The organism is Rhodococcus sp. 105337 (assembly GCF_012844225.1).
Classification (GTDB): domain Bacteria; phylum Actinomycetota; class Actinomycetes; order Mycobacteriales; family Mycobacteriaceae; genus Rhodococcus.
Window position 1 is genome coordinate 1 of record NZ_JABAGQ010000017.1, and the last position, 20,990, is coordinate 20,990.

Consider the following 20,990-nt stretch of genomic DNA (forward strand, 5'->3'; position numbering starts at 1 on the left):
AAGCAGTTCGGTGTGGAGACGATGTGTGTCGGTGGTGGTCAGGGTATGGCGATGGTGCTCGAACGCCTGAGCTGATCTCGCCGATATAGGCCCCAGCTATTCCACCGTTAGGCCGCATGTCTGAAAAGACATGCGGCCTAACGGGTTTCAAGAGCTTTCTGCTTTGTAAAACCGCCAGAACTGGGCTATACATCTTGTGTAGGCCCCGTCACACCGAGGAGATCATCGCATGTCTGTGCTCGACAGATTCCGTCTCGACGACCGCGTCGCCATCGTCACCGGCGCATCCTCGGGCCTCGGTGTCGCGTTCGCGCAGGCGCTCGCCGAGGCCGGGGCGGACGTCGTTCTTGCGGCGCGCCGCGTCGACAGGCTCGAGCAGACCGCCGAACTCGTCCGTGCCGCCGGGCGCCGCGCGGTAACCGTCGAGACCGATATCGCCGATCCCGACCAGGCGCAACGCATGGTCGACACGGCTGTCGAGCAGCTCGGCAAGGTCGACATTCTCATCAACAACGCAGGGATCGGCACCGCGGTACCCGCGACCAAGGAAACCCCCGACCAGTTCCGCCGCGTCATCGACATCAATCTCAACGGGTCGTACTGGGCGGCACAGGCCGCCGGCCGCGTCATGCAGCCCGGAAGCTCCGTCCTGAACATTTCGTCGGTGCTGGGCCTGACCACGGCGGGTCTTCCGCAGGCCGCCTACGCCGCCAGCAAAGCCGGCATCATCGGCCTCACCCGCGACCTCGCGCAGCAGTGGGGCACCCGGAAGGGCATCCGCGTCAACGCACTTGCGCCGGGGTTCTTCCGGACCGAGATGACCGACGAATACCAGCCGGGATACCTCGACACCATGAAATCCCGAATCATCCTGGGCCGCACCGGAGACCCGGCGGAAATCGCCGCCACTGCCGTGTGGCTGGTCTCGGAGGCGGCCGCGTACGTGACCGGTCAGACCATCGCGGTCGACGGCGGCCTCACCATCAACTGACCGCTCCACCCATCCCGACGATCCACCCCCACGGAGGTTTGCAGTGAGCTCAACAGTCCGCACCGCCATCGTCACCGGAGCCGCACGCGGTATCGGTGCTGCCGTCGCCAAGCGACTCGCCCAGGACGGCCTCCAGGTCGCTGTTCTCGACCTCGACGCCGACGCCTGCGCCGACACGGTCTCCGCCATCGAGGCGGCCGGCGGCAAGGCGCTCGCCGTGGGCGCGAACGTCGCCGACGAAGAATCCGTCGCTGCGGCCGTGGAGAAGGTTGCCACGGAACTCGGCGAGCCCACCGTGCTGATCAACAACGCCGGGATCACCCGCGACAATCTCCTGTTCAAGATGACGGTCGACGAGTGGGATTCCGTCATGGCTGTGCACCTGCGCGGTGCGTTCCTGATGTCGCGCGCAACGCAGAAGTACATGGTCGACAACAAGTTCGGACGTATCGTCAATCTGTCGAGCACGTCGGCGCAGGGAAATCGCGGACAGGTCAACTACTCTGCGGCCAAGGCGGGCATTCAGGGCTTCACCAAGACACTCTCCATCGAACTGGGCAAGTTCGGTGTCACCGCCAACGCGATTGCGCCGGGCTTCATCGAGACCGAGATGACCGCCGCTACCGCAGAGCGCGTCGGGGTGCCGTTCGAGGATTACAAGAAGGCCGCCGCGGCACAGATCCCGGTCGCGCGCGTCGGCAAGCCCGACGACATCGCACACACCGCCTCGTTCCTCGCATCCGAGGGTGCGGGGTTCGTCTCCGGGCAGGTCATCTACGTGGCAGGTGGACCCAAGGACTGAGGCACACCGCAGTCGGCGGCGCCGCGATCCCTGAAGCTCTCGGGGATCGCGGCGCCGCCGTTGTATGTGGCCTGCCGAGCGGGTGACGAGACCCCGTCCGGCCACGAGCAACGACCCCCGACTCTTCTGAAACACGGCTGAACCGGGCGCGCTTTCCGTACAGTCGTAACGGCAATGCCGGCGGTTCCGATTTCACACGGTGAAGGCACGCGCGGCGCGTACTGCGGAGATTTCCGCGGTACGCGCCGACGCCTGCCACAGCTGTAGAGCTCCATCGGAGGAAGCATGAATGTCGTTGTCCCGCAGTGCAGGGTCAAATGAGAAGGCGCGCCGGTGTGCGGGCAACTCTGGTGGCCGCCGTCGCGACTGTGAGCATGGTGTGGCCCGGGTCGGCGATGAGCGACACGGTGGTGGATCAAGGTGTTCGGTACGTCGCGCTCGGTGATTCGCGGGCTGCGGGACCGTATCTCGACGCAGCCGCGATGATCGGTGGATGTGCCCGTTCCGATGTGGGGTATCCGGCGCTGGTGGCGCACGCACTTCGTCCCGCGTCGTTCATCAATGTGTCGTGCGCAGGTGCCCGCACCGACAATGTCTCCAGAATCCCGCAGGACACGAAGACCGGACAGGTACCGCGCCAGCTGGACCTTCTCGCAGCCGACACCACCCTGGTGACCCTCAGCATCGGTGGCAACGACGTCGGGTGGCGCACCCTGGTCTCCGCCTGCTACACCGATCTTCCGGGCGGAGATGCGTACTGCCGGTCCAATCCGAACGTCGCGGCTCGAATGGCTGCCGCACTCGACACGCTGGGTCCGAAAGTGACCGCGACCCTCGGCAAGATCCGGCAGAAGGCGCCCGGCGCGAGGGTCCTGCTCGTCGGGCACGGCGGCATCTTCGGTGACCGCGGGTGCTGGCCGAACATCCCCACCAGCGACGCCGACGCCTCCTTCGTCAAGGGGTTCTTCGGCCGGATGAACCAGGTACTCGCCGGTGCAGCCGCGAACACCGGTGCCGAATTCGTGGATGTCGCCGGGGGTTCGGAGGGGCACGACGCGTGCGCCGCTCCCGACCAGCGCTGGTTCGAGGGACAGCAGTCGCTGTCTTTTGCAGCACCGATGCATCCGACCACGGCCGGGATGCGTCATATCGCGGGACGTGTCGTGGCTGCGTGGTAGCAGGCCCGATCTCCCACAGTCCCGAGGCGGATCGGGAAGAGTAGTCCCTGTGCGACCGCGCAGGGTCGCGTGGGGAGGGCCCATGTTCGGCGACCGCTGGGGTGTGACCGACGCCGAGGTCGCCCGCCGCTACCCGTGTGACGACTTCGTCCCCGATCCGACTCTTCAGGCGTGGAGGGGCGTCACCGTGCGCGCCGCTCCGGCTGTCGTCTGGCCTTGGGTCACCCAGCTCCAGATGGCGCCGTATTCGTACGACTGGATAGACAACGGTGGCCGTCGTTCTCCGCAGACACTGCTCGATATCCCTCCACCGGAGCCCGGCCGGCCCTTCACGCGCACGGCGAACCACCCGCAAGGACGGTTGCTCGCGGTCGAAACGCAGGTGCACTACACGGGACGGATCATGGGCGCTGTCATGTCGTATGTGCTCGTCCCCGCGGGCCCGCACACGAGGTTGCTGTTGAAGCTCGTGATGAGCGGGGCCGGCGTGCTGGCTCCGGCGATCTGTGTCGGCGACCTCGTCATGGCGAGAAGGCAACTGCTCAATCTCGCAAGGCTCGCCGAGCACACGTCGCCGCCGGACGACGCACAAGGGTCCACGGCGATCTAGCTTTGGTGGGATAGTGCCCGCTATCCGGGCACTTTGTCACCAAACTTTTCACTCGACCTCCGCCGTCCCGTACCGAGTGTTCCGCCACACAACATCTTCCACCGTGCCGCATCACCGTTCCGGCACCGCTGTCGTCTGCGGTGGGCGATACGCGGGTGCCTTCGCCGACCCGCTGGGTTGGAGTGTGCGCAACAGCGGCATCACCCGGAAGGGCACGACGTTCGACAGCACCATCACGCTCGTCGAGCGGGTGATGATCGACGACCGGTTCAACTCGATGAGGGTGTGTTGTAGTCCGAGGTGGGAGTCGGCGGCGATGCGGCACAGGATGTCACCGGTTCCCGTGGTCGAAAATGCTTCCAGCACGCCGGGAATGGATTCCAGTACTTCGCGAATGGTGGCGAGTGCCCCCTGGGCGATCTCCATCGTGACGAACGCCTGGACATCGAATCCTGCGGCGGCGAGATCGACCTGTGGCCCGTATCCGGCGATGAGGCCGCCGTCTTCGAGTCGTCGCAACCGGGCAGCGCCGGTGGCACGAGCGACGCGGAGTCGCCGGGACAGTTCGAGTACTCCGATCTTGGGATCCGAGTGGAGGACTTCGAGGAGCGCGAAATCCAGTTTGTCGAGTTGCAGGACGTCACGCACGATCGTTCCTTCCCGCCGGGTCTCGGAATGTAGGCCGATTGTATAGCTGAACTGTCGGATGCCGGTGTATTCCGGTCCGGTCGACCAGTTCCGCGAGAACAGATTGCCACCGGCTCCCGACGGGTTTCTCCTGGTGACATCCGACGTCGAACCACCTCGCACTCGCGGCAGGAGATCGCTATGACTCTCGAACGGGACCTCACCGATACCGAGCGACTCGCTCGCCTGGACCCGGACGAATTACGCAGGCTCGTCGGAGCGGTCGAGTACGACGCGGCACACGATCCGTTTCCGGTCAGCGGCTGGGACGCGGTGTCGTGGGTGGTCGGCAACGCCACTCAGGCGGTGCACTTCTACCAATCCGCCTTCGGTATGGATCTCGTCGCGTACTCCGGGCCCACGACGGGAAACAGTGACCATCACGCCTACGTATTGTGCAGCGGCGCGGTGCGTTTCGTGATCAAGGGAGCTGTCGACCCGGACAGTCCACTTGCCGATCACCATCGGGTGCACGGAGACGGTGTCGCCGACATCGCGTTGCAGGTTCCCGATGTCGACGCGTGCGTGGAACATGCTCGCGCACAGGGTGCCAGGATCCTCGACGAACCGCACGACGTCTCCGACGAGTACGGCACGGTACGCCTTGCCGCGCTCGCCACGTACGGCGACACCCGGCACACGCTGGTCGACCGGTCGCGATACTCGGGCGTCTATCTGCCCGGATATGTCGAACGTGTCTCCTCCTACCGCCGACACGGCGACGCGGGGGCGCGGATGTTCGAGGCACTCGACCACGTGGTCGGCAACGTCGAACTCGGCCGGATGGACGAGTGGGTCGATTTCTACCGGCGGGTCATGGGTTTCACGAACATGGCGGAGTTCATCGGGGACGACATCGCCACCGATTACTCGGCACTGATGAGCAAGGTGGTGTGCAACGGCAACCATCGTGTGAAGTTCCCGCTCAACGAACCGGCGGTCGCGAAGAAGCGTTCGCAGATCGACGAGTATCTCGACTTCTACCGCGGTCCCGGAGCGCAGCACCTCGCGCTGGCGACCCGCGACATCCTTGCCGCGGTCGACCGCATGCGAGATCAGGGCATCGAATTCCTGCCCACACCCGATGCGTATTACGAGGACCCGGAATTGCGTGCACGCATCGGGGCCGTCCGGGTTCCGGTCGAGGAATTGAAGAAGCGCGGCATCCTCGTCGATCGTGACGAGGACGGATACCTGCTGCAGATCTTCACCAAGCCGGTAGGGGATCGCCCCACGGTGTTCTTCGAACTCATCGAGCGACACGGTTCCGCCGGATTCGGCAAGGGCAATTTCAAGGCCTTGTTCGAAGCTATCGAGCGGGAGCAGGCGGCGCGGGGCAACTTCTGACGACGCGCACGGTCATCGGTCCGGTGCCGGCGGCGACTCCGAGACGATTCCGCGCACCGCGAGCGAGAGTGCGTGACGTGCGAGTGGATCGGACACGTTGCCGGACCCGAGCAGGAGCGCCCCGGGCAGGTCGACGACGCAGTACTTCACGAGGGTGAGTGCGGTCGCATCCTCCCTGCCCCACTGTTCGACGGCGAGCACGGTGAGCAGGGTGGTCAGGGTGCGTCGCAGTCCGCCCAGCTGGTCGCGCTGAGACTCTGCGAGGTCCGGGGTGCGCAGATCGTCGAGGGTGACCGCGAGCAGCAGTTGCGCGCCGAACTCGTCGCGCTCCGCATAGGTGGCCGGCGCGAGCGCTGCCGCGACGATCGCTTCCGTGGGGCCGGAGGCCGTCAGGGTGCTGTCGGCGATGTCGCGCTGGAACTCGAGGAATCGGGTGGCCTCGCGTGCCCACACGGACGCCAGCAGACCGTCCCGGGAGCCGAACGCGTTGTAGATCGCACCGTTCGATGCTCCCGAGACGTCGCTGAGTGCCCGGATCGTCACGCCGGGTGTGCCTCGCCGTACCCACAGGTGGCGCGCGTGATCGAGCAGATCGTCGAGGTCGTGCCGGCGAGGTCGTCCCACGGTGTCCCTATCGGTCGGCGGGGTGTGCAGGTGTGGTGACGGTCAGCCCATCGGCTGCTGGAGGGCTGCGACGGCCGAGGTGAACATCGTCTGCTTGATCGCACCCAGCGTCTTGCGGTCCTTGCCTGCGAGAGGCCGGACGATGTCGGCCGCACCGGTCTGCAGATCGTCGAGGCCGGCGACGGCGTCCACGAGACCGTCCTGGAGGGCCTGCGGTCCGGGGTAGCGATGTCCGGTGGTCATCGCGGTGACTGCCGTCCGGGGAGTGAGCTTGCTGGTGATCAGGGAGGACATGCCGGGCGTGAACGGGATGTGGATGTCGACTTCCGGGAAGCACAGGTAGCCGCGGTCGTCTCGCATGATTCGGTAATCGTGTGCCATCGCCAGCATCGCCCCTGCTCCGAAGGCGTGTCCGTTCAGGGCCGCGACCGTCGGCACGGGCAGGGTCAGGACGCGCGCGAACAGAGCATGGACGCGGTCCACGTAGGACGTGTACTCGTCCAGGTGCTGCCCGAGCCAGTCGAGATCCAGGCCGTTGGAGTAGAACTTTCCGGAACCGATCGTGACCAGTGCGGCCGCGTCGGTGCCGGCCTCGAGTTCGTCGAGGCACTTCTCGACGGCGGTGAGCCACTCCGGGCCGAAGCGGTTCTCGTCGTCACCGAGGTTCAGCGTCCAGATCGGGCCGTCCTGAGTGATCGATGGCATGTGTGACCCCTTTCGTAGGCAGGTCCGCAACGAGGTGGCGGAACAGCGCCGACCTTAACAGAGCAAGTGCTCTAAAACGGATCTGCCTCGTGCATGCCGGGTTCCGGGCGGAGGTGAACGGTGCCGCGAATAGGGGTCCTGGTCAGGCCAGGTCGCGAAGCTGACTGCGCAGGGCCTGCTCGGTGTGCCGGACGGCGGTGCCCACGATCGGCTCGATCAGCTTGCCCAATGCCATTCCTGCCAGACCGCCCGGCAATTGGTATACGAAATCGACGTCGAGCCGGGTCCTTTCGTCGCCGATCTCGATGAAGCGCCACGTCGAGGCCGACCGCATGCCCGCCACGGACTCGAGGGCGAGGGAGCGGCCGAATTCCCATTCGACGACCTCGACCCGCGAGTCGAGAGTCTTGGGTCCCACGCGCATTGTTGCGTCGTAGACGGTTCCCAGGCCGCTGACCTGCGTGCCCACGGGCTGGAATCGGGTCATTCCGAACATCCACTCGGGAACGGTCCGGTGGTCGTCGACGTAGGCGAAGGCGACGTCGGCCGGAATCTCGGCTGTCGCGCTGTGGCGGAGATGGATCATGTCACCGGTCCTTCGAGGTAAGTGCGACGGAGGGTACGGGGAACCGCAGCGCCGGGACAGGGGGATTCCCGAACCCATTGCCCGATCGTCCGCGCAGTGCTTGAATTCGGCGTGACGCACATCACAATTATCCTGCTCGGGAGGCCCGGTGAAGACGAAAGCGGCAGTGATCAAGGGAATCGACCGCCCGTGGGAGATCGAGGAGATCGACCTCGGCGACCCGGTGGCGGGTGAGGTGCAGGTCCGTTTGGCTGCCTCGGGCCTGTGCCACTCGGACGAGCATCTCCGCACGGGCGCAACTCCGCTTCCGTTCTTCCCGGTTCTGGGCGGACACGAGGGTGCCGGCGTGGTCACCAAAGTCGGTCCGGGAGTGACGACCCTCGAGGAGGGTGACCACGTCGTCCTCGCATTCATCCCCGCGTGCGGCCGCTGCCGATCGTGCGCCAAGGGCTTGCAGAACATCTGCGACGAGGGAGCGGGCCTGCTCACGGGGCAGGCGATCTCGGACAAGACTTATCGCGCGAGCTTGAACGGCGACCCGGTCCTGCAGATGTGCCTGCTCGGCACTTTCGCCCCGTACGTCACGGTCAACGAAGCCTCGGTGATCAAGATCGAGAAAGACATTCCGCTCGAGAAGGCCGCACTCCTCGGCTGCGGGGTCGCTACGGGATGGGGTTCGGCCACGGAAATCGGCGGAACCAAGCTCGGCGACACCGTCGTGGTCGTCGGTATCGGCGGCGTCGGCATCAACTCGGTTCAGGGCGCGGCTCACGCGGGCGCCCGGTTCGTCGTCGCAATCGATCCCGTCGAGTACAAGAGGCAGAAGGCGAAAGAATTCGGCGCAAGTCACACGTTCTCGTCACTCGAGGAGGCGGCGCCGGTGATCGGTGAGATCACCTGGGGCGCAATGGCCGATGTCACGATCATCACTGTGGGGGAGATCCACGGGGACATCATCGCGCCCGCGCTCTCGGTCACGGCGAAGGGTGGGCAGGTCGTCGTCGTCGGAATGGGCAACGCAACCGACACGCAGGTCACTCTGAGTCTGTTCGAACTGACGCTTCTCCAAAAGAGACTGCAGGGCGCCATTTTCGGCGGCACAGGTCCGCGTTCGCAGATCCCGAAACTGCTCGACCTCTACCGCAACAAACAACTCGATCTCGACGGCCTCGTCACCAACACCTACAAACTCGAGGACATCAACCAGGGGTACGAAGATATGCACGCGGGCAAGAACCTGCGCGGCCTCGTCGTCTACGGAGACGACGACTACTGACCCCGCTCCGCTCGGGTGAGGTGGCCGGGGACCGTCCCCTACGGTGTTGTCCATGGACATGCATGAGGATCCGGTCTCCGGCGACGTCGGGTCGTGGCGGCGTTACGGACCCCCGACCTTGCCAAAACCTCTTGCGGCGGCCCTCGAAGCGTTCGCCGAACGCGGGTACGACGGCACCTCGATCCGGGAGATCGCGTCGAGGGCTGGATTGTCGGTGCCTGGGCTGTACCACCATTACCCGTCGAAGCAGGCCCTGCTCGTCTCGCTCACCACCACCGTGATGCACGACCTGCTCGACCGCAGCCGCCGGGCGCTCGCCGAGGCCGGCCCGACACCGTCGGAGCAGTTCGACGCCGTGGTCGAATCGCTCCTGCGTTTCCATATGGTCCGGCGGGATCAGGCGTTCGTGGCATCCACCGAGATGCGCAGTATGGAACCCGCGAGCCGTGCGGCCTTCGTCGCCTTGCGCGACGAACAGCAGCGCATGCTCGACGGGATCGTCGAAGGCGGGGTGGCGACCGGGGAGTTCACGACTCCGTATCCCAAGGACGCCAGCCGCGCGGTGACGACGATGTGTGTCGGTGTCGCGAGCTGGTATCGCCCGGACGGCCCGTCGAGTCCCGATGACATCGTCCATCGGTACCTGGTCATTGCACGGAGCACCGTCGGGGCGCGGTAGAGCCGGGGTTGACCCACTCTCCGGGATATGCCACCGTAGCGGTCACCGAGCGATCGATCGGTCGGTTGGTCTGGAAGGAGTATCAGCATGGCGGTCGACCTGGCCTACCCCGAGCACGTGCAGGATCTCGTGGCTCGAACCGAAGCGTTCGTTCGCGACGAAGTGCTTCCCGTCGAGGACGCCCATCGGGGCGACATCGCCGCAGCGGGTGGCGATTCCGTACGGGTGGCACTGCAGAGCGCCGCCAAGGCAGCGGGTGTCTTCGCCCCCCATGCGCCGGTCGAGTACGGCGGCCAGGGCCTCGGGATGGTGGACCGAGCTCCCGTGTTCGAGGCGGCCGGCTACTCCCTGTTCGGCCCCGTGGCCCTGAACATCGCCGCTCCCGACGAAGGCAACGTGCACATGCTCGCGCATATTGCGAGCGACGAACAGAAGAGCCGATACCTGGCTCCTCTCGCTGCGGGCGACATGCGCTCGGCCTTCGCGATGACCGAACCGGCACCCGGCGCCGGCGCCGACCCCAACGCACTCACGACCCGCGCCGAGAAGGCGACGGGAGGCTGGAAGATCAACGGCCGCAAGCACTTCATCACAGGGGCGGACGGCGCCGGATTCTTCATCATCATGGCCCGCACCTCCGGGGAGCCGGGGCAGCGCGGCGGAGCGACGATGTTCCTCGCTCCCGCGGACTCCGACGGGCTGAAGGTCGGTCGTCACATCGAGACGCTCGACAAGTCGATGATCGGCGGACACTGCGAGGTCGACTTCGAGGATCTGTACGTCCCGGACACCGCAGTGCTCGGTGAAGTGGATCAGGGATTCGCCTACGCGCAGGTCCGGCTCGGCCCGGCGCGCATGACACACGTCATGCGCTGGCTCGGTGCCGCCCGGCGTGGTCACGACACCGCGCTCCGGTACGTGGCAGGACGTGAAGGATTCGGCTCCAAGCTCGGTGATCTCGGCATGATCCAGAAGATGGTCGCCGACAACGAGATCGACATCGCAGCGACCCGGGCTCTGCTGGTGCAGGCATGCTGGGAACTCGACCGGGGATCGCACGCCGCGAACGCCACGTCCATCGCCAAGACCTTCGCCGCCGAGGCCATCTTCCGCATCGTCGATCGCTCGGTACAGATGTGCGGTGGTCTCGGGGTTTCCGAAGATCTTCCCCTCGCCAGGCTCTCGCGCGAGGTCCGCCCGTTCCGCATCTACGACGGACCGTCCGAGGTGCACCGCTGGGCCATCGCAAAGCGTGCTGTCGGTGCGGCGCGCAAGGCCGCCGCAGCCGAAGGAGCAGCGAAGTGACCGCGGTGCACAAGGGGCTCGACCTCGTCGCCCTCGACCGATTCTTGCGTCGATCCGGGGTTGCGGTCGACGGCGAACTGCGGGCAGAGCTCATCTCCGGCGGGAAATCCAATCTCACCTACGGCATCCTCGACGACACATCCCATTGGGTCCTGCGGCGACCACCCACGGCGGGACTGACACCGTCGGCACACGACGTCGCCCGTGAATACCGCATCACGTCCGCGCTGCAGGGCAGTGCGGTGCCGGTCGCGCGCACCGTCGCGCTGTGCGAGGACGACTCCGTGATGGGCGCACCGTTCACGGTGGTGGAGTACGTCGGGGGGCGCGTCGTACGCAGCAAGGACGACCTCGATTCGCTGTCCGATACCGACATCGACCGCTGCACAGGCGAACTCGTGCGCGTGATCGCCGAGCTCCACGCCGTCGACTACGAAGCCGTGGGGCTGGGCGGGTTCGGACGGCCCGACGGGTACGTCACCCGCCAGGTGAAGCTGTGGCAGAGCCAGTGGGACAGGGTGAAAACCCGGGAACTTCCCGATGTCGAGCGGCTGCACGCCGCACTCGCGGACTCGATCCCGGAGTCGCCCACCCCGTCGATCGTGCACGGTGACTACCGTATCGACAATACGATTTTCTTTCACGACGACGTGGGAAGCGTTGCAGCCGTGGTCGACTGGGAGCTGTCCACTCTCGGCGACCCGCTGACCGACCTCGCCATGATGTGCGTGTACCGGCATCCCGCGCTCGACCAGGTGCTCGGGTTCCCCGCAGCCTGGACCAGCAACAGGCTGCCGTCGGCGGACGACCTCGTCGAGCGATACGCCACCGTCTCGGGACGCGACATCGCCCACTGGAGTTTCTACATGGGCCTCGCCCACTTCAAGCTCGCCGTCATCGCCGAGGGCATCAATCATCGCTGGCGGGCCGGCGCGACCGTCGGCGACGGGTTCGACCGCGCGGGTGACGCGGTGCCCGCGCTCGTCGCCGCAGGACTCGACTTCGTGACGGGAGCAGGTTCGTGAGCGCGAGCGCCCTCGTCACCGGGGCGACACGGGGCATCGGCCTCGGCGTCGCCACCCGCCTCGCGGAGCGCGGATTCGCGCTGACGATCTCCGCCCGGGACGCAACCCGGCTCGACGAGGTCGCCGCTCTGTTGCGGGATGCGGGTGCGACGGACGTCCGCACCGTCGCCGCCGACCTGGCGGACCCCGACGCCGCGGGCAGGGTGGTCGCCGCACACGCCGACGCGTTCGGCGCGATGAAGGCCCTGGTACTCAACGCGGGTGTCGGCACCGCCGGCACCATCGCGGAGTTCCCCTCCCGCCGGTTCGACAAGACGGTGGCAGTCAACCTCAACGCGCCGTTCGCTTTGATACAGGCGGCACTGCCGCTGCTGCGGTCCGGTGCGCGGAACGATCCGGGTCGCGGCGCGAAGGTGATCGCGCTCGCGTCCATCGCCGGTGTGTATGCCGAAGCCGGTCTCGCCGCGTACGGCGCGACGAAGGCCGCACTCGTGTCGCTGGTGGAAACCCTCAACGCCGAGGAATCGGGTAACGGCGTCTCGGCGTCCGCAATCGCTCCCGGGTATGTCGACACCGACATGTCCGAGTGGATCAAAGACCGGATCCCGGCGGAGGACATGCTCGAGGTCGGCGACGTCGTCGAGCTCGTCGACGCACTGCTGAAGTTGTCGTCGCGCGCGGTCCTGCCCCGGCTGGTGCTCAGCCGCGCGGGAGCGAGTCTCTACAGCGCCTGACCTTCCCGCCTGCGCATCACTCGTCGTCCGAGTTCTCCTTTTCTTCGCCTCGCCGGCGAAGGAAGTTGAACCCGGGCACGCCGGTGATCGCCTGACGGAGGTCCTTCACGACGCAGAGCAACTCGTGGATCTCCGGCGCGACCGTGTCGAGCGTGCCGAGGATCGGCATGATCATGTTCATCCGCTCGGACAGCTCGGGAAGCCGGTCGAGCATGAGGATTGCCGCGTGCACTTCCTCCGGCGACAGTTCCTCGATGAACTGGGCCGCGAGGGGCGCAGCCTGACGTGCGAGGGGCTCGTAGGTCTCGAGGAGTTCGCTCGCGATGTCGGCACTTCGTCCGGCGGAGTCGATGATCGTGCGGGCTTCCCCGGCGACGAGAGCGACCTCTCCGACGACCGTCCGGGCCTGCCCGGCGACGGTGCCGACATCTCCGACGATGGCCTCGGCTTGCGTGGCGACGGTGCCGACCTGGCCGACGATGGTGCGCGCTTGTCCGGCGACCGCGTCGGCGTCCGCGACGACCGAAGTCGTCGACGCGATGATCGCCTCGATCCGAGCGACCGCCACTGCGGCATCGTCGACCACGGCGTCGACGCGCCGGATCAGCGATTCGACATTGTCGAGCAGCGCCTCGGCACGGGCGGGCACCGACACCGCGAAGGTGGCGGTGGCGACTGTGCGCTCGACCACCGTGCGCGTGGCACCGAGAAGGGAACCGACGAGAGGGACAGCGGGTAAGGCGATCATCTCGCCATCTTTCACCACGGCGGCCACGGTGCGACAGCAACCTCACGTTTCGGTCGTCCCGTGCGTCTACTCGATGTGAACCTTGCATCGGATGGAAGGATCGAACCCGTGACCGCATCGCGCACGCACACCCTGATCGACACCCCGATCGGTGAGTTGACGTTGGTCAATACCGACGGCGTCCTGTCGGGCCTGTACATGGTGGAGCACCGTCCTTCCCCCGATCGCACTTCCTTCGGGTCCCGGACCACCGAAGGGTTCGACGAGGCGCGGACACAGTTGGACGAGTACTTCGCAGGTGAACGCACCCGCTTCACTCTTCCGCTCGCACCGGCCGGCACCGACTTCCAACGGACGGTGTGGGCCGCGTTGGCGGAGATCGAATACGGCACAACCTGCACCTACACCGCCGTTGCGGCCGCGGTGGGACGGCCCACCGCGGTTCGCGCGGTGGCCGCGGCGAACGCGAGGAACCCGTTGTGCATCGTGGTCCCGTGTCATCGGGTGATCGGGAGCAGCGGCAAGCTCACCGGATATGCCGGGGGTCTCGACCGCAAGCGCCTGCTGCTCGATCGGGAAGCGGCGTTCCGGAGGGCACAGGCCACTCATGCCCCGGTCTGACACGACGGAGCCCACACATCTACCCCCGTTCGAACGGGTGGTCGCCGACCACGGTCCGACGGTATCGAGGGTGTGCAGGGCTCTGCTGGGTCCCACCGACGCAGACGACGCGTGGTCCGAGACGTTTCTCGCGGCGTTGCGTGCGTACCCCGCCCTGCGGCCGGGCAGCAATATCGAAGCGTGGCTGGTCACCATCGCCCACCGCAAGGCGATCGACGTGCACAGGCTGCGTGGTCGTGCGCCTGTGCCGACGGAGATCGTCCCCGAACGCCCCGCAACAGCGGGATTGCCGGGATCAGGCGACGACCGACTGTGGTCGGCGGTGGCGGCGCTGCCGTTCACGCAGCGCGCAGTGCTGGTGTATCACTACGTGGGCGGGTTGCCGTATGCCGAGATCGGCGCGATTCTCGGCAACAGCGCCGACGCGGCCCGGCGAGCCGCCGCCGACGGCCGGGAAGCGTTGCGCCGCTCCTATCACGCCGAAACAGGAAGCCGCTCATGAACTTTCCTATCCCGTCGGTGTCTACTTCCGATCTGGCCTGGCTGCACGACAAACTCGTCCTCGACGCCGAAGCCGCAGGGTTGCTGGATGTCGCCTACCGCGTCGTCGATACTCCGGTGGGTCCGCTGCTGTTGGCGTCCACCACGGTGGGGCTCGTGAAGGTGGCCTTCGTCGCGGAGGGCGAGGACGCCGTGCTCGACGAACTCGCCCGGCAGATCGGGCCACGCATCCTCGACGCACCCGGCCGGTTCGACGACGCGGTACGTCAGCTCGACGAATACTTCGGCGGCACTCGCACCGCGTTCGATCTCCCCCTCGACTTTCGTCTTGCCACAGGGTTTCGGCGGGAGGTGATCTCGCGGCTCGCCGACATCGAGTACGGACGTACCGCCAGCTACGCGGACGTTGCCGCATCAGCGGGAAGTCCTCGAGCGGTGCGTGCCGTGGGGACGGCATGCGCGAAAAACCCCTTGCCGGTGGTTCTCCCGTGTCATCGCGTCGTCCGCACCGACGGAGGACTCGGGCAGTACGCGGGCGGTGTGGAAGCCAAACAGATCCTGCTGCGGCTCGAAGCCGCCGCGTGATCACTGTCGCCCGGCTCCCGGTGGCGCTCCCATTTTCGGTGCGTCCACTGCTCGCCACCATGCGGAGCCATGCGGTTCCGGGGCACGAACGTCACGATGTAGCCACCGGAACGCACTGTATTGCGCTGCGCACCGCGCACGGTATTGCGAGCGCGGCCGTGACACTCCGCGCCGATACCGGCAGCGTGGTGGCGCGGATCGATGCGCCGCGCCGGGCCGACATCGCAGATGTCGAAGCGGCGGTGTGCCGTTGGCTCGACCTCGACGCCGACCCCACCGTCGTCGACGCCGCGCTTGCCGCCGATCCTGTCCTTGCTCCATTGGTGCGAGCCCGGCCAGGCTTGCGGGTGCTCGGCAGTACCGACTGGTTCACCACGGCCGTGCAGACGATCCTCGGGCAACAGGTGAGTGTCGCGGCAGCAGCCACTTTCGCGGGGCGGCTCGTCGCGGCGTTCGGCGACGACGCGCCAGGTGGATTGCGGTGCTCTCCGACACCGCAACGGATCGCTGCCCTCGCGCCGGAAGATCTGCGTGCGGCGATCGGCACCACACGGTCTCGGGCGAACACCCTGCTGGTCTTGGCCCGAGCGGTATCCGACGGCCTCGATCCCGCGTCGGCGTCCTTTTCCCGTGATCTGCTCGCGCTGCCCGGAATCGGGCCGTGGACCGTCGACTATCTCGCCCTGCGAACCGGCGACCGCGATGCGTACCCCGCCGGTGACCTTGTGCTCCGGCGCGCCCTCGAGGTCGGCACCGCACGCGAAGCGACTGCGCTCGCGGCACAGTGGCAACCGTGGCGTGCCTACGCGGTTGCTCATCTGTGGGCGCATGCAACATTGAATCGGCACCCGTAACGCCCGAACGCACGTATTCTTCGACCAGTCCGGAATGTGCCAGCAGTCCGTCAGCAGTACCCGAGACGGGGGTGTAGACCGCCATGTCGACGAAGCCACGCGTCACGTCCGGTCTGTTGTGGCGGTGTATCGCGTGCGTGACAGTTGCCGTCACGGCCATGGTTCTCGGCGCGGGCAGCAGTGTGGCACAGCCGATCCCGGAGCCCCTGCCTTCGCAGGATCCGTTCTACACCTATGACGGTCCGCTGGCGGATTTCGCTCCGGGCACGATTCTTCGCTCCAGGCCCTCGGTGTTTGCCGCACCGGGTGTCACCACGCCGGTCACCAGCACACAGGTCCTCTACCGTACGACCGACCAGCAGGGCGAGCCGACCGACACCGTTGCGACTGTGCTTCAACCGCTCGCACCGGGGCCCACCAAGCTCATTTCGTTCCACATGGCGTACGACGCACTCGGATCCGAGTGCGATCCCTCCTATACGTTGACCGGGAGCGCTGACAGTGGTGTGTCGCTTGCGGAGCAGACCGTCATCGCCGGATATATCGCCGCGGGATACACCGTTGTGGCTCCCGATTACGAAGGGCCGGAACTGGAGTGGACGGTCGGACGCGAATCGGCGTACGCGGCACTCGACGGGATCAAGGCTACCGAAGAACTGCTGTCGCTTCCCGATTCGACGCCCGTCGGCCTGATCGGCTACTCCGGTGGATCGGTACCGACCCAGTGGGGCGCCGAGGTGGCGCCGAGTTACGCGCCCGAACTGAATATCATCGGCGCTGCCGCCGGCGGCGTGCCGGTCGATCTCGCACACAACCTGCCCTACGTCAGCGGTAGCGCGAAATGGGCGGGCGTGATTCCGGCTTTGGTTGTGGCCTATCAGCGTACATACGACCTCGACACGGACGCGTTTCTCTCCGACCGGGGCAAGCAGGTCGTCGCCGAGGTTGCCAACCGGTGCATTGCGGAGTTCGCGTCCGACTATCCGGGGCTCACCGACGCGGATATGGTTCGTGCGCCCTACCGGTCGTTGCTCGACGTCCGAGAAGTGGCGATCGCGATCAACGACAACATCATGGGCACCGCCGGTACCCCGATTGTTCCGATGTTCCTGGCTGTCGGCCACAGCGACCCGATCGGCGACACCATCATGGTGACCGGCGACGTCGAAGGGCTTGCCCATACGTACTGCACTCGCGGAGTCGCGGTGGCCTATTCCCAGTACGACGGCCTCGACCACGAGGAGGCATTCGTTCCGTTCCAGGCGCAGGCGGCCGAGTTCCTGAACAGTCGCTTCGCCGGCGACAACGTCCGAAACGACTGTGCCTCGATCGGAGTCGGAAATTCGCTCGCGCCTGTTCCGGTGCCCGCAGGCTGATGTCGGGGCCCAGGTTCCTCCGGACCGTACCGCGTGCGACTAGGCGAGTGCGAAGACCGGGAAACCTGGTGCGATAGCCGCCAACTCGTCATCGCTGGAGTTTTTGGTGACACCGTCGAAAAATTTCCCGACTTCCCAGCCCCACCGTTGCAGATACTCGCGCAGCACCGGGATCTTGTCGGCGTCCGCAACTTCGGAGGCGCTGAATTCTTCGACGCGACGCCCGAGGCGAAGTTCCCCGGTGCCGGCTACCCGCAGATTGCGCACCCATTGCGTGTGGCCGCGCGGGGCGACGAGGTAGCGCCTGCCGTCGGAGGTGGTCAGCACATTGACCATGGTGGTGCGCCATTCGCCGCTTTTCCTGCCGCGCACTGCAAGCAGGCGAGAGCCCGCGACGCTGATTCCGAGCTTGGGAAGTGTGTTGAAGAACCGGTTCATGATCGAGTCCAGTCCGGTGGGACCGATGTAGCGGGTGGAGGCATCCATGACGTTTCCTCACTCTCATTCAGAGAGCGGTGCTCTCTGTTGAGAGCCAGTGTGCGCCGGTTGGCGGGGCAGAGTCAAGAGCAGTGCTCTCTGTTGCCGTGTCGCCTGCCCGGGACCGGCCCGTCACCACTGCGAGACGCTTACTCCGGGTCGTCGGCGTAGGTCGTGCGCACGGCTGTCTTCATCGGAAAGCGGACCCGCGTATTGCCGAACATCAATCGGGTGGCGACGTCGACCGACGCGGAGATGTGCGCGGACGCGAGCGCGGGGTTGCGGGTGTGCACCACGACTTCGTCGTGCTGGAAGAACACGAGCTCGCCTGCGGTCGGGTCGGGATCGGTGGTCAGCCGTCGCCGCAGTTCGGCGAGGAGGCACAGCGCCCACTCGGCGGCAGTGGCCTGCACGACGAAGTTCCGGGTGAAGCGGCCGCGGGCACGGACGTCGGGCCCGGACTGAAAACCCGGCGGTGCGGGCGGGCAGGCGCGCCCGAGCCACGAATGCACGACCTCCCCGCGTTCACCGGCCTTCGCTGCACGCTCGACGAATTCCACCGCGTCGGGAAAGCTCTTTCGAAGGACAGCGAGCAGCGACCGGGAGTCACCGGAGGTCGCGCCGTACAGCACTCCGAGCACCGCGACTTTCGCCTTCGCGCGGTCGCCGGCGAACGCGGTGGCGGCAACGGGTGCGTACAGGTCGTCCTCGCCCGCGGCGGCGACCATCCGGGGATCACCGGACATCGCCGCGAGGATCCGCGGCTCGAGTTGCCCCGCATCGGCGACGACGAACGTCCAACCGGGGTCGGCAACCACACTCGAGCGGAGCGCTTTCGGGATCTGAAGTGCACCGCCGCCGCGGCTTGCCCAGCGGCCCGAGACGACGGCGCCGGGGACATAGACCGGCCGGAACCTGTTGCCGTGCACCCAAGTATCGAGCCAGTGCCACCCGTTGGTGCTGAACAGTTTCGCCAGGTCGCGGTGCCGGAGAAGCAGCGGCACCGCAGGATGGTCGATCTCCTGCAGGATGTGCTTGCGCGTGGACTGCACTTCGATGCCTTCGCGCCGGAAGGCGTCGAGTACCTCGGTATGCGAGGCGGGATTGACCGGGCGGCCGAACGCCGACCCGATCTCCTCGGTCACGGCGACGATGCCGGCGGGCATCTCGTAGCCGGTGGGCCGTGGTCCGAGAGTGCGTTCGAGGTGTCGTCGATGGGATTCGGCCGAGAACGGCAGTCCGCCGAACCCCATCTCGGCAGCGGCCAACGTCCCCGCCGACTCCGCGGCCACGAGTAACTCCAGACGGGGATCACCGGTGATGCGGCGGCGCTGGTCGGCGAACCGGGAGATCACGGTGTCGAGGTCCACGGCCGGTGCTGCGTCGAACAAGCCTGGTCGCTCGTCGACCGGGTCGTCGGCGGGCGGAGGGGGTAGGCCCTCGCGCGTGCTCAGGATTGCGCCCGTCGTCGCCAGGTCGTGGCATCGCTGGACGCGCACGCCGGCACGAACGAGTTCGCCGTACACCGACGAAGTGGACGTCCACACCCATCGGGGACGATCGGTGGCTTCGATCTCGGCCACCGCGGCGGCGAGGTCGCGATGCTGTCGCACCGCTGCGTCGGGGGTTCCGTTCTCGTCGACGGTGACGGTACTGGCGCCGCGTACGGCACCGCTACCGGATGGATGAGGAACGACAACCGTGCGCACCGCTCAAGTGTGCCTCTCGAGGTGTGGCTCTTCTCCGCCGCCCGGCCTCCGGCCCGTCGGGCCCAAGATCGTCTTCACCCCCCGTTTCACCCAAGACCGGCGGCCCCGGGCTCCGCAGCGCGGCTACGGTGGTCGTGCGGAGCCCCGCCGCAACCCCGACATGCGGTGGGGTTCCGTTGTGCCGGGACTATCCGATCTTGACGCTCTCCAGGACGCGTGTGGTCGCAGGCGCATCCTCGAGACGGTGGAATCCGCGCCGATCGTAGATCCAGGTGACCACCACACCGATCAACAGGCCGACACCCAGACCCACGAGGGTCATCTTCGTGCCTTCGGCGAGGCCCGCGGAAAGGTTGCCGTCGAAGTAGAGGATGGCGCGCACCGCGAGGTAGATCTGATGCATCGGTTCGAAGGTGGCGAGCCACTCGAAGAGCGGCGGCGACGCCTCGATCGGAATCGTGCCGCCGGAGGACGGCAGTCCCAGCACGATGAACAGCATCAGGTTCACGATCAGTCCGGCGGGTCCGAACACGGACATCACCGAGAGCGAGGTGATGCCGACCGCGGAGATGGCGAGGGCGCCGTACTCCCAGAGCAACAGCGGGCGCGGCACGGGCATCCCGAGCGCCGTGCCGATCCCCAGGTACAGCGCGGACACGACCAGTGCGAGGACGACCAGGATGCCCCACTTGAGGAACAGCACCTGAAGTCGCGACATCCTGGTGGTTTCCTTGGTGATGTACAACGGTCCGTATTCGGTGGGCACGAACCCCAGCGCGGAATCGACGATGGAACTGACGATGGTCGCGCCGGTGAAGCCCGCCAGGATCAGAAGCAGCGTGTAGTAGAACGCGGACAGTCCGGAACCGGTGTGGGCAGGCAGGGGTTTGTGCTCGACGTCCAGGACGTTGATGGGCTCAGCAAGTGTGAGCGCGCTACCGCCCGAGAGCTGGAGATCGGGCGCGGTCTCCGCAAGTGTCGTACGGACGGTCTTCGTGAGTTCTTCACCCACCGATTTGTTGACTGCGGTCAGCGCCTCGTCACCGATGATCCCGACGATGGCTGACGCGAACGTTCCGGTGCGGGGGTTGCTGTAGAGGGTGATGACGGGTTTCTCGATGTCACCCGGGACGACGCTGGCTTGCGCGAGGATCGACGTTCGCTTCGTGAAATCGCTCGGAATCACGATCGCGCCGTACAGTTCGCCGGTGTCGAGGCCGCGGTGCGCTGCGGCTATCCCCATTTCCTGGAGAGCGATGCGCTCGGAATCGACGCCGTCGAGCACCGCGGCGGTGATCTCGGATCCGAGGTTGCGGCGCGCATCGGCTCCCGGCATGACGTCGCCGACATCCTGGTTGACGATCGCCATCGGGAACTCGCGGAGATTCTCGGACGGCTCGAGCATGCTGCCCAGGTAGAAATAGCCCAACGCAGCCATCACCGCAGTGACCACCACGAGTGGTGCCAGCCAGAACCGGGCGCCCCGCAGGGTGTGTCGATGTGGATCGACCGGGATGTCGGAAAAACTCACCCGTCGATTGTGCACACGTGTGTGCTGATTCGTAGAACC

Annotated in this window: 23 protein-coding genes; 15 read left to right on the forward strand and 8 right to left on the reverse strand. The window is 66.5% G+C overall.

Annotated elements, in window-relative coordinates; translation table 11 throughout:
- Positions 1–229: 229 nt before the first annotated feature.
- The 4 genes from HF886_RS20015 (at position 230) to HF886_RS20030 (ending at position 3,581) form a co-directional block, all read left to right on the forward strand.
- Entirely contained in the window at positions 230–991 is a 762-nt protein-coding gene (locus HF886_RS20015; RefSeq protein WP_169653278.1) for a glucose 1-dehydrogenase, read from the forward strand.
- Between the two features lie 43 nt (positions 992–1,034).
- Complete coding sequence (gene fabG, locus HF886_RS20020) at positions 1,035–1,793, forward strand: 3-oxoacyl-ACP reductase FabG (protein WP_169622830.1); 759 nt, start codon at positions 1,035–1,037, stop codon at positions 1,791–1,793.
- A 335-nt stretch (positions 1,794–2,128) separates the two neighbouring features.
- Complete coding sequence (locus HF886_RS20025; RefSeq protein WP_346765422.1) at positions 2,129–2,971, forward strand: SGNH/GDSL hydrolase family protein; 843 nt, start codon at positions 2,129–2,131, stop codon at positions 2,969–2,971.
- 82 nt (positions 2,972–3,053) lie between these two features.
- On the forward strand, positions 3,054–3,581 hold the full coding sequence (locus HF886_RS20030) for a polyketide cyclase (RefSeq protein ID WP_169653280.1): 528 nt from the start codon (positions 3,054–3,056) through the stop codon (positions 3,579–3,581).
- Between the two features lie 111 nt (positions 3,582–3,692).
- Here the strand turns inward: HF886_RS20030 and HF886_RS20035 are convergent, their stop codons facing one another.
- Entirely contained in the window at positions 3,693–4,229 is a 537-nt protein-coding gene (locus HF886_RS20035; protein WP_169622833.1) for an Lrp/AsnC family transcriptional regulator, read from the reverse strand.
- A gap of 180 nt (positions 4,230–4,409) precedes the next feature.
- Here HF886_RS20035 and hppD point away from each other — a divergent pair, with 180 nt between their 5' ends.
- Positions 4,410–5,615, forward strand: coding sequence for a 4-hydroxyphenylpyruvate dioxygenase (hppD, locus tag HF886_RS20040; RefSeq protein ID WP_169653281.1), 1,206 nt, complete (start codon positions 4,410–4,412; stop codon positions 5,613–5,615).
- A 12-nt stretch (positions 5,616–5,627) separates the two neighbouring features.
- Here the strand turns inward: hppD and HF886_RS20045 are convergent, their stop codons facing one another.
- From HF886_RS20045 to HF886_RS20055, 3 genes are all read right to left on the reverse strand, one after another.
- Complete coding sequence (locus HF886_RS20045; RefSeq protein ID WP_169622835.1) at positions 5,628–6,239, reverse strand: TetR/AcrR family transcriptional regulator; 612 nt, start codon at positions 6,237–6,239, stop codon at positions 5,628–5,630.
- Between the two features lie 42 nt (positions 6,240–6,281).
- A complete protein-coding gene (locus HF886_RS20050) occupies positions 6,282–6,944 on the reverse strand; it encodes an enoyl-CoA hydratase/isomerase family protein (RefSeq protein WP_169622836.1) in 663 nt (220 codons plus the stop codon).
- Between the two features lie 142 nt (positions 6,945–7,086).
- Positions 7,087–7,530, reverse strand: coding sequence for an SRPBCC family protein (locus HF886_RS20055; RefSeq protein ID WP_169653282.1), 444 nt, complete (start codon positions 7,528–7,530; stop codon positions 7,087–7,089).
- Positions 7,531–7,678: 148 nt separating this feature from the next.
- Between HF886_RS20055 and HF886_RS20060 the strand changes: the two genes are divergently transcribed.
- The 5 genes from HF886_RS20060 (at position 7,679) to HF886_RS20080 (ending at position 12,549) form a co-directional block, all read left to right on the forward strand.
- Positions 7,679–8,806, forward strand: coding sequence for an NDMA-dependent alcohol dehydrogenase (locus tag HF886_RS20060; protein ID WP_169622838.1), 1,128 nt, complete (start codon positions 7,679–7,681; stop codon positions 8,804–8,806).
- Between the two features lie 52 nt (positions 8,807–8,858).
- A complete protein-coding gene (locus HF886_RS20065; RefSeq protein WP_169622839.1) occupies positions 8,859–9,485 on the forward strand; it encodes a TetR/AcrR family transcriptional regulator in 627 nt (208 codons plus the stop codon).
- 87 nt (positions 9,486–9,572) lie between these two features.
- Positions 9,573–10,790 carry an acyl-CoA dehydrogenase family protein gene (locus HF886_RS20070; RefSeq protein WP_169653283.1) on the forward strand — a complete coding sequence of 406 codons (1,218 nt, stop codon included), beginning with the start codon at positions 9,573–9,575 and terminating at the stop codon, positions 10,788–10,790.
- Entirely contained in the window at positions 10,787–11,815 is a 1,029-nt protein-coding gene (locus HF886_RS20075; protein WP_169653284.1) for a phosphotransferase family protein, read from the forward strand. Before HF886_RS20070 ends, HF886_RS20075 begins: the two co-directional genes overlap by 4 nt.
- On the forward strand, positions 11,812–12,549 hold the full coding sequence (locus HF886_RS20080) for an SDR family oxidoreductase (RefSeq protein ID WP_169653285.1): 738 nt from the start codon (positions 11,812–11,814) through the stop codon (positions 12,547–12,549). The genes HF886_RS20075 and HF886_RS20080 overlap by 4 nt, the downstream gene beginning before the upstream one ends.
- 16 nt (positions 12,550–12,565) lie before the next feature.
- Here the strand turns inward: HF886_RS20080 and HF886_RS20085 are convergent, their stop codons facing one another.
- On the reverse strand, positions 12,566–13,315 hold the full coding sequence (locus HF886_RS20085; protein ID WP_346765245.1) for a ribulose 1,5-bisphosphate carboxylase large subunit: 750 nt from the start codon (positions 13,313–13,315) through the stop codon (positions 12,566–12,568).
- 90 nt (positions 13,316–13,405) lie between these two features.
- On the opposite strand from HF886_RS20085, the gene HF886_RS20090 reads away from it, so the two are divergent.
- The 5 genes from HF886_RS20090 (at position 13,406) to HF886_RS20110 (ending at position 17,234) form a co-directional block, all read left to right on the forward strand.
- On the forward strand, positions 13,406–13,918 hold the full coding sequence (locus HF886_RS20090; RefSeq protein WP_169653286.1) for a methylated-DNA--[protein]-cysteine S-methyltransferase: 513 nt from the start codon (positions 13,406–13,408) through the stop codon (positions 13,916–13,918).
- Complete coding sequence (locus tag HF886_RS20095) at positions 13,905–14,420, forward strand: RNA polymerase sigma factor (RefSeq protein ID WP_169653287.1); 516 nt, start codon at positions 13,905–13,907, stop codon at positions 14,418–14,420. Before HF886_RS20090 ends, HF886_RS20095 begins: the two co-directional genes overlap by 14 nt.
- A complete protein-coding gene (locus tag HF886_RS20100; protein WP_169653288.1) occupies positions 14,417–15,004 on the forward strand; it encodes a methylated-DNA--[protein]-cysteine S-methyltransferase in 588 nt (195 codons plus the stop codon). Before HF886_RS20095 ends, HF886_RS20100 begins: the two co-directional genes overlap by 4 nt.
- Positions 15,001–15,858 carry a DNA-3-methyladenine glycosylase 2 family protein gene (locus HF886_RS20105; protein WP_169653289.1) on the forward strand — a complete coding sequence of 286 codons (858 nt, stop codon included), beginning with the start codon at positions 15,001–15,003 and terminating at the stop codon, positions 15,856–15,858. Before HF886_RS20100 ends, HF886_RS20105 begins: the two co-directional genes overlap by 4 nt.
- A gap of 158 nt (positions 15,859–16,016) precedes the next feature.
- Entirely contained in the window at positions 16,017–17,234 is a 1,218-nt protein-coding gene (locus HF886_RS20110) for a lipase family protein (RefSeq protein ID WP_240955250.1), read from the forward strand.
- 39 nt (positions 17,235–17,273) lie between these two features.
- Here the strand turns inward: HF886_RS20110 and HF886_RS20115 are convergent, their stop codons facing one another.
- The 3 genes from HF886_RS20115 to HF886_RS20125 form a co-directional block, all read right to left on the reverse strand.
- Positions 17,274–17,720, reverse strand: coding sequence for a nitroreductase/quinone reductase family protein (locus HF886_RS20115; protein ID WP_169622848.1), 447 nt, complete (start codon positions 17,718–17,720; stop codon positions 17,274–17,276).
- A 140-nt stretch (positions 17,721–17,860) separates the two neighbouring features.
- Positions 17,861–19,420, reverse strand: coding sequence for a bifunctional 3'-5' exonuclease/DNA polymerase (locus HF886_RS20120; protein WP_169653291.1), 1,560 nt, complete (start codon positions 19,418–19,420; stop codon positions 17,861–17,863).
- A 187-nt stretch (positions 19,421–19,607) separates the two neighbouring features.
- Complete coding sequence (locus HF886_RS20125) at positions 19,608–20,951, reverse strand: DUF3533 domain-containing protein (RefSeq protein ID WP_346765423.1); 1,344 nt, start codon at positions 20,949–20,951, stop codon at positions 19,608–19,610.
- Between the last annotated feature and the right edge of the window lie 39 nt (positions 20,952–20,990).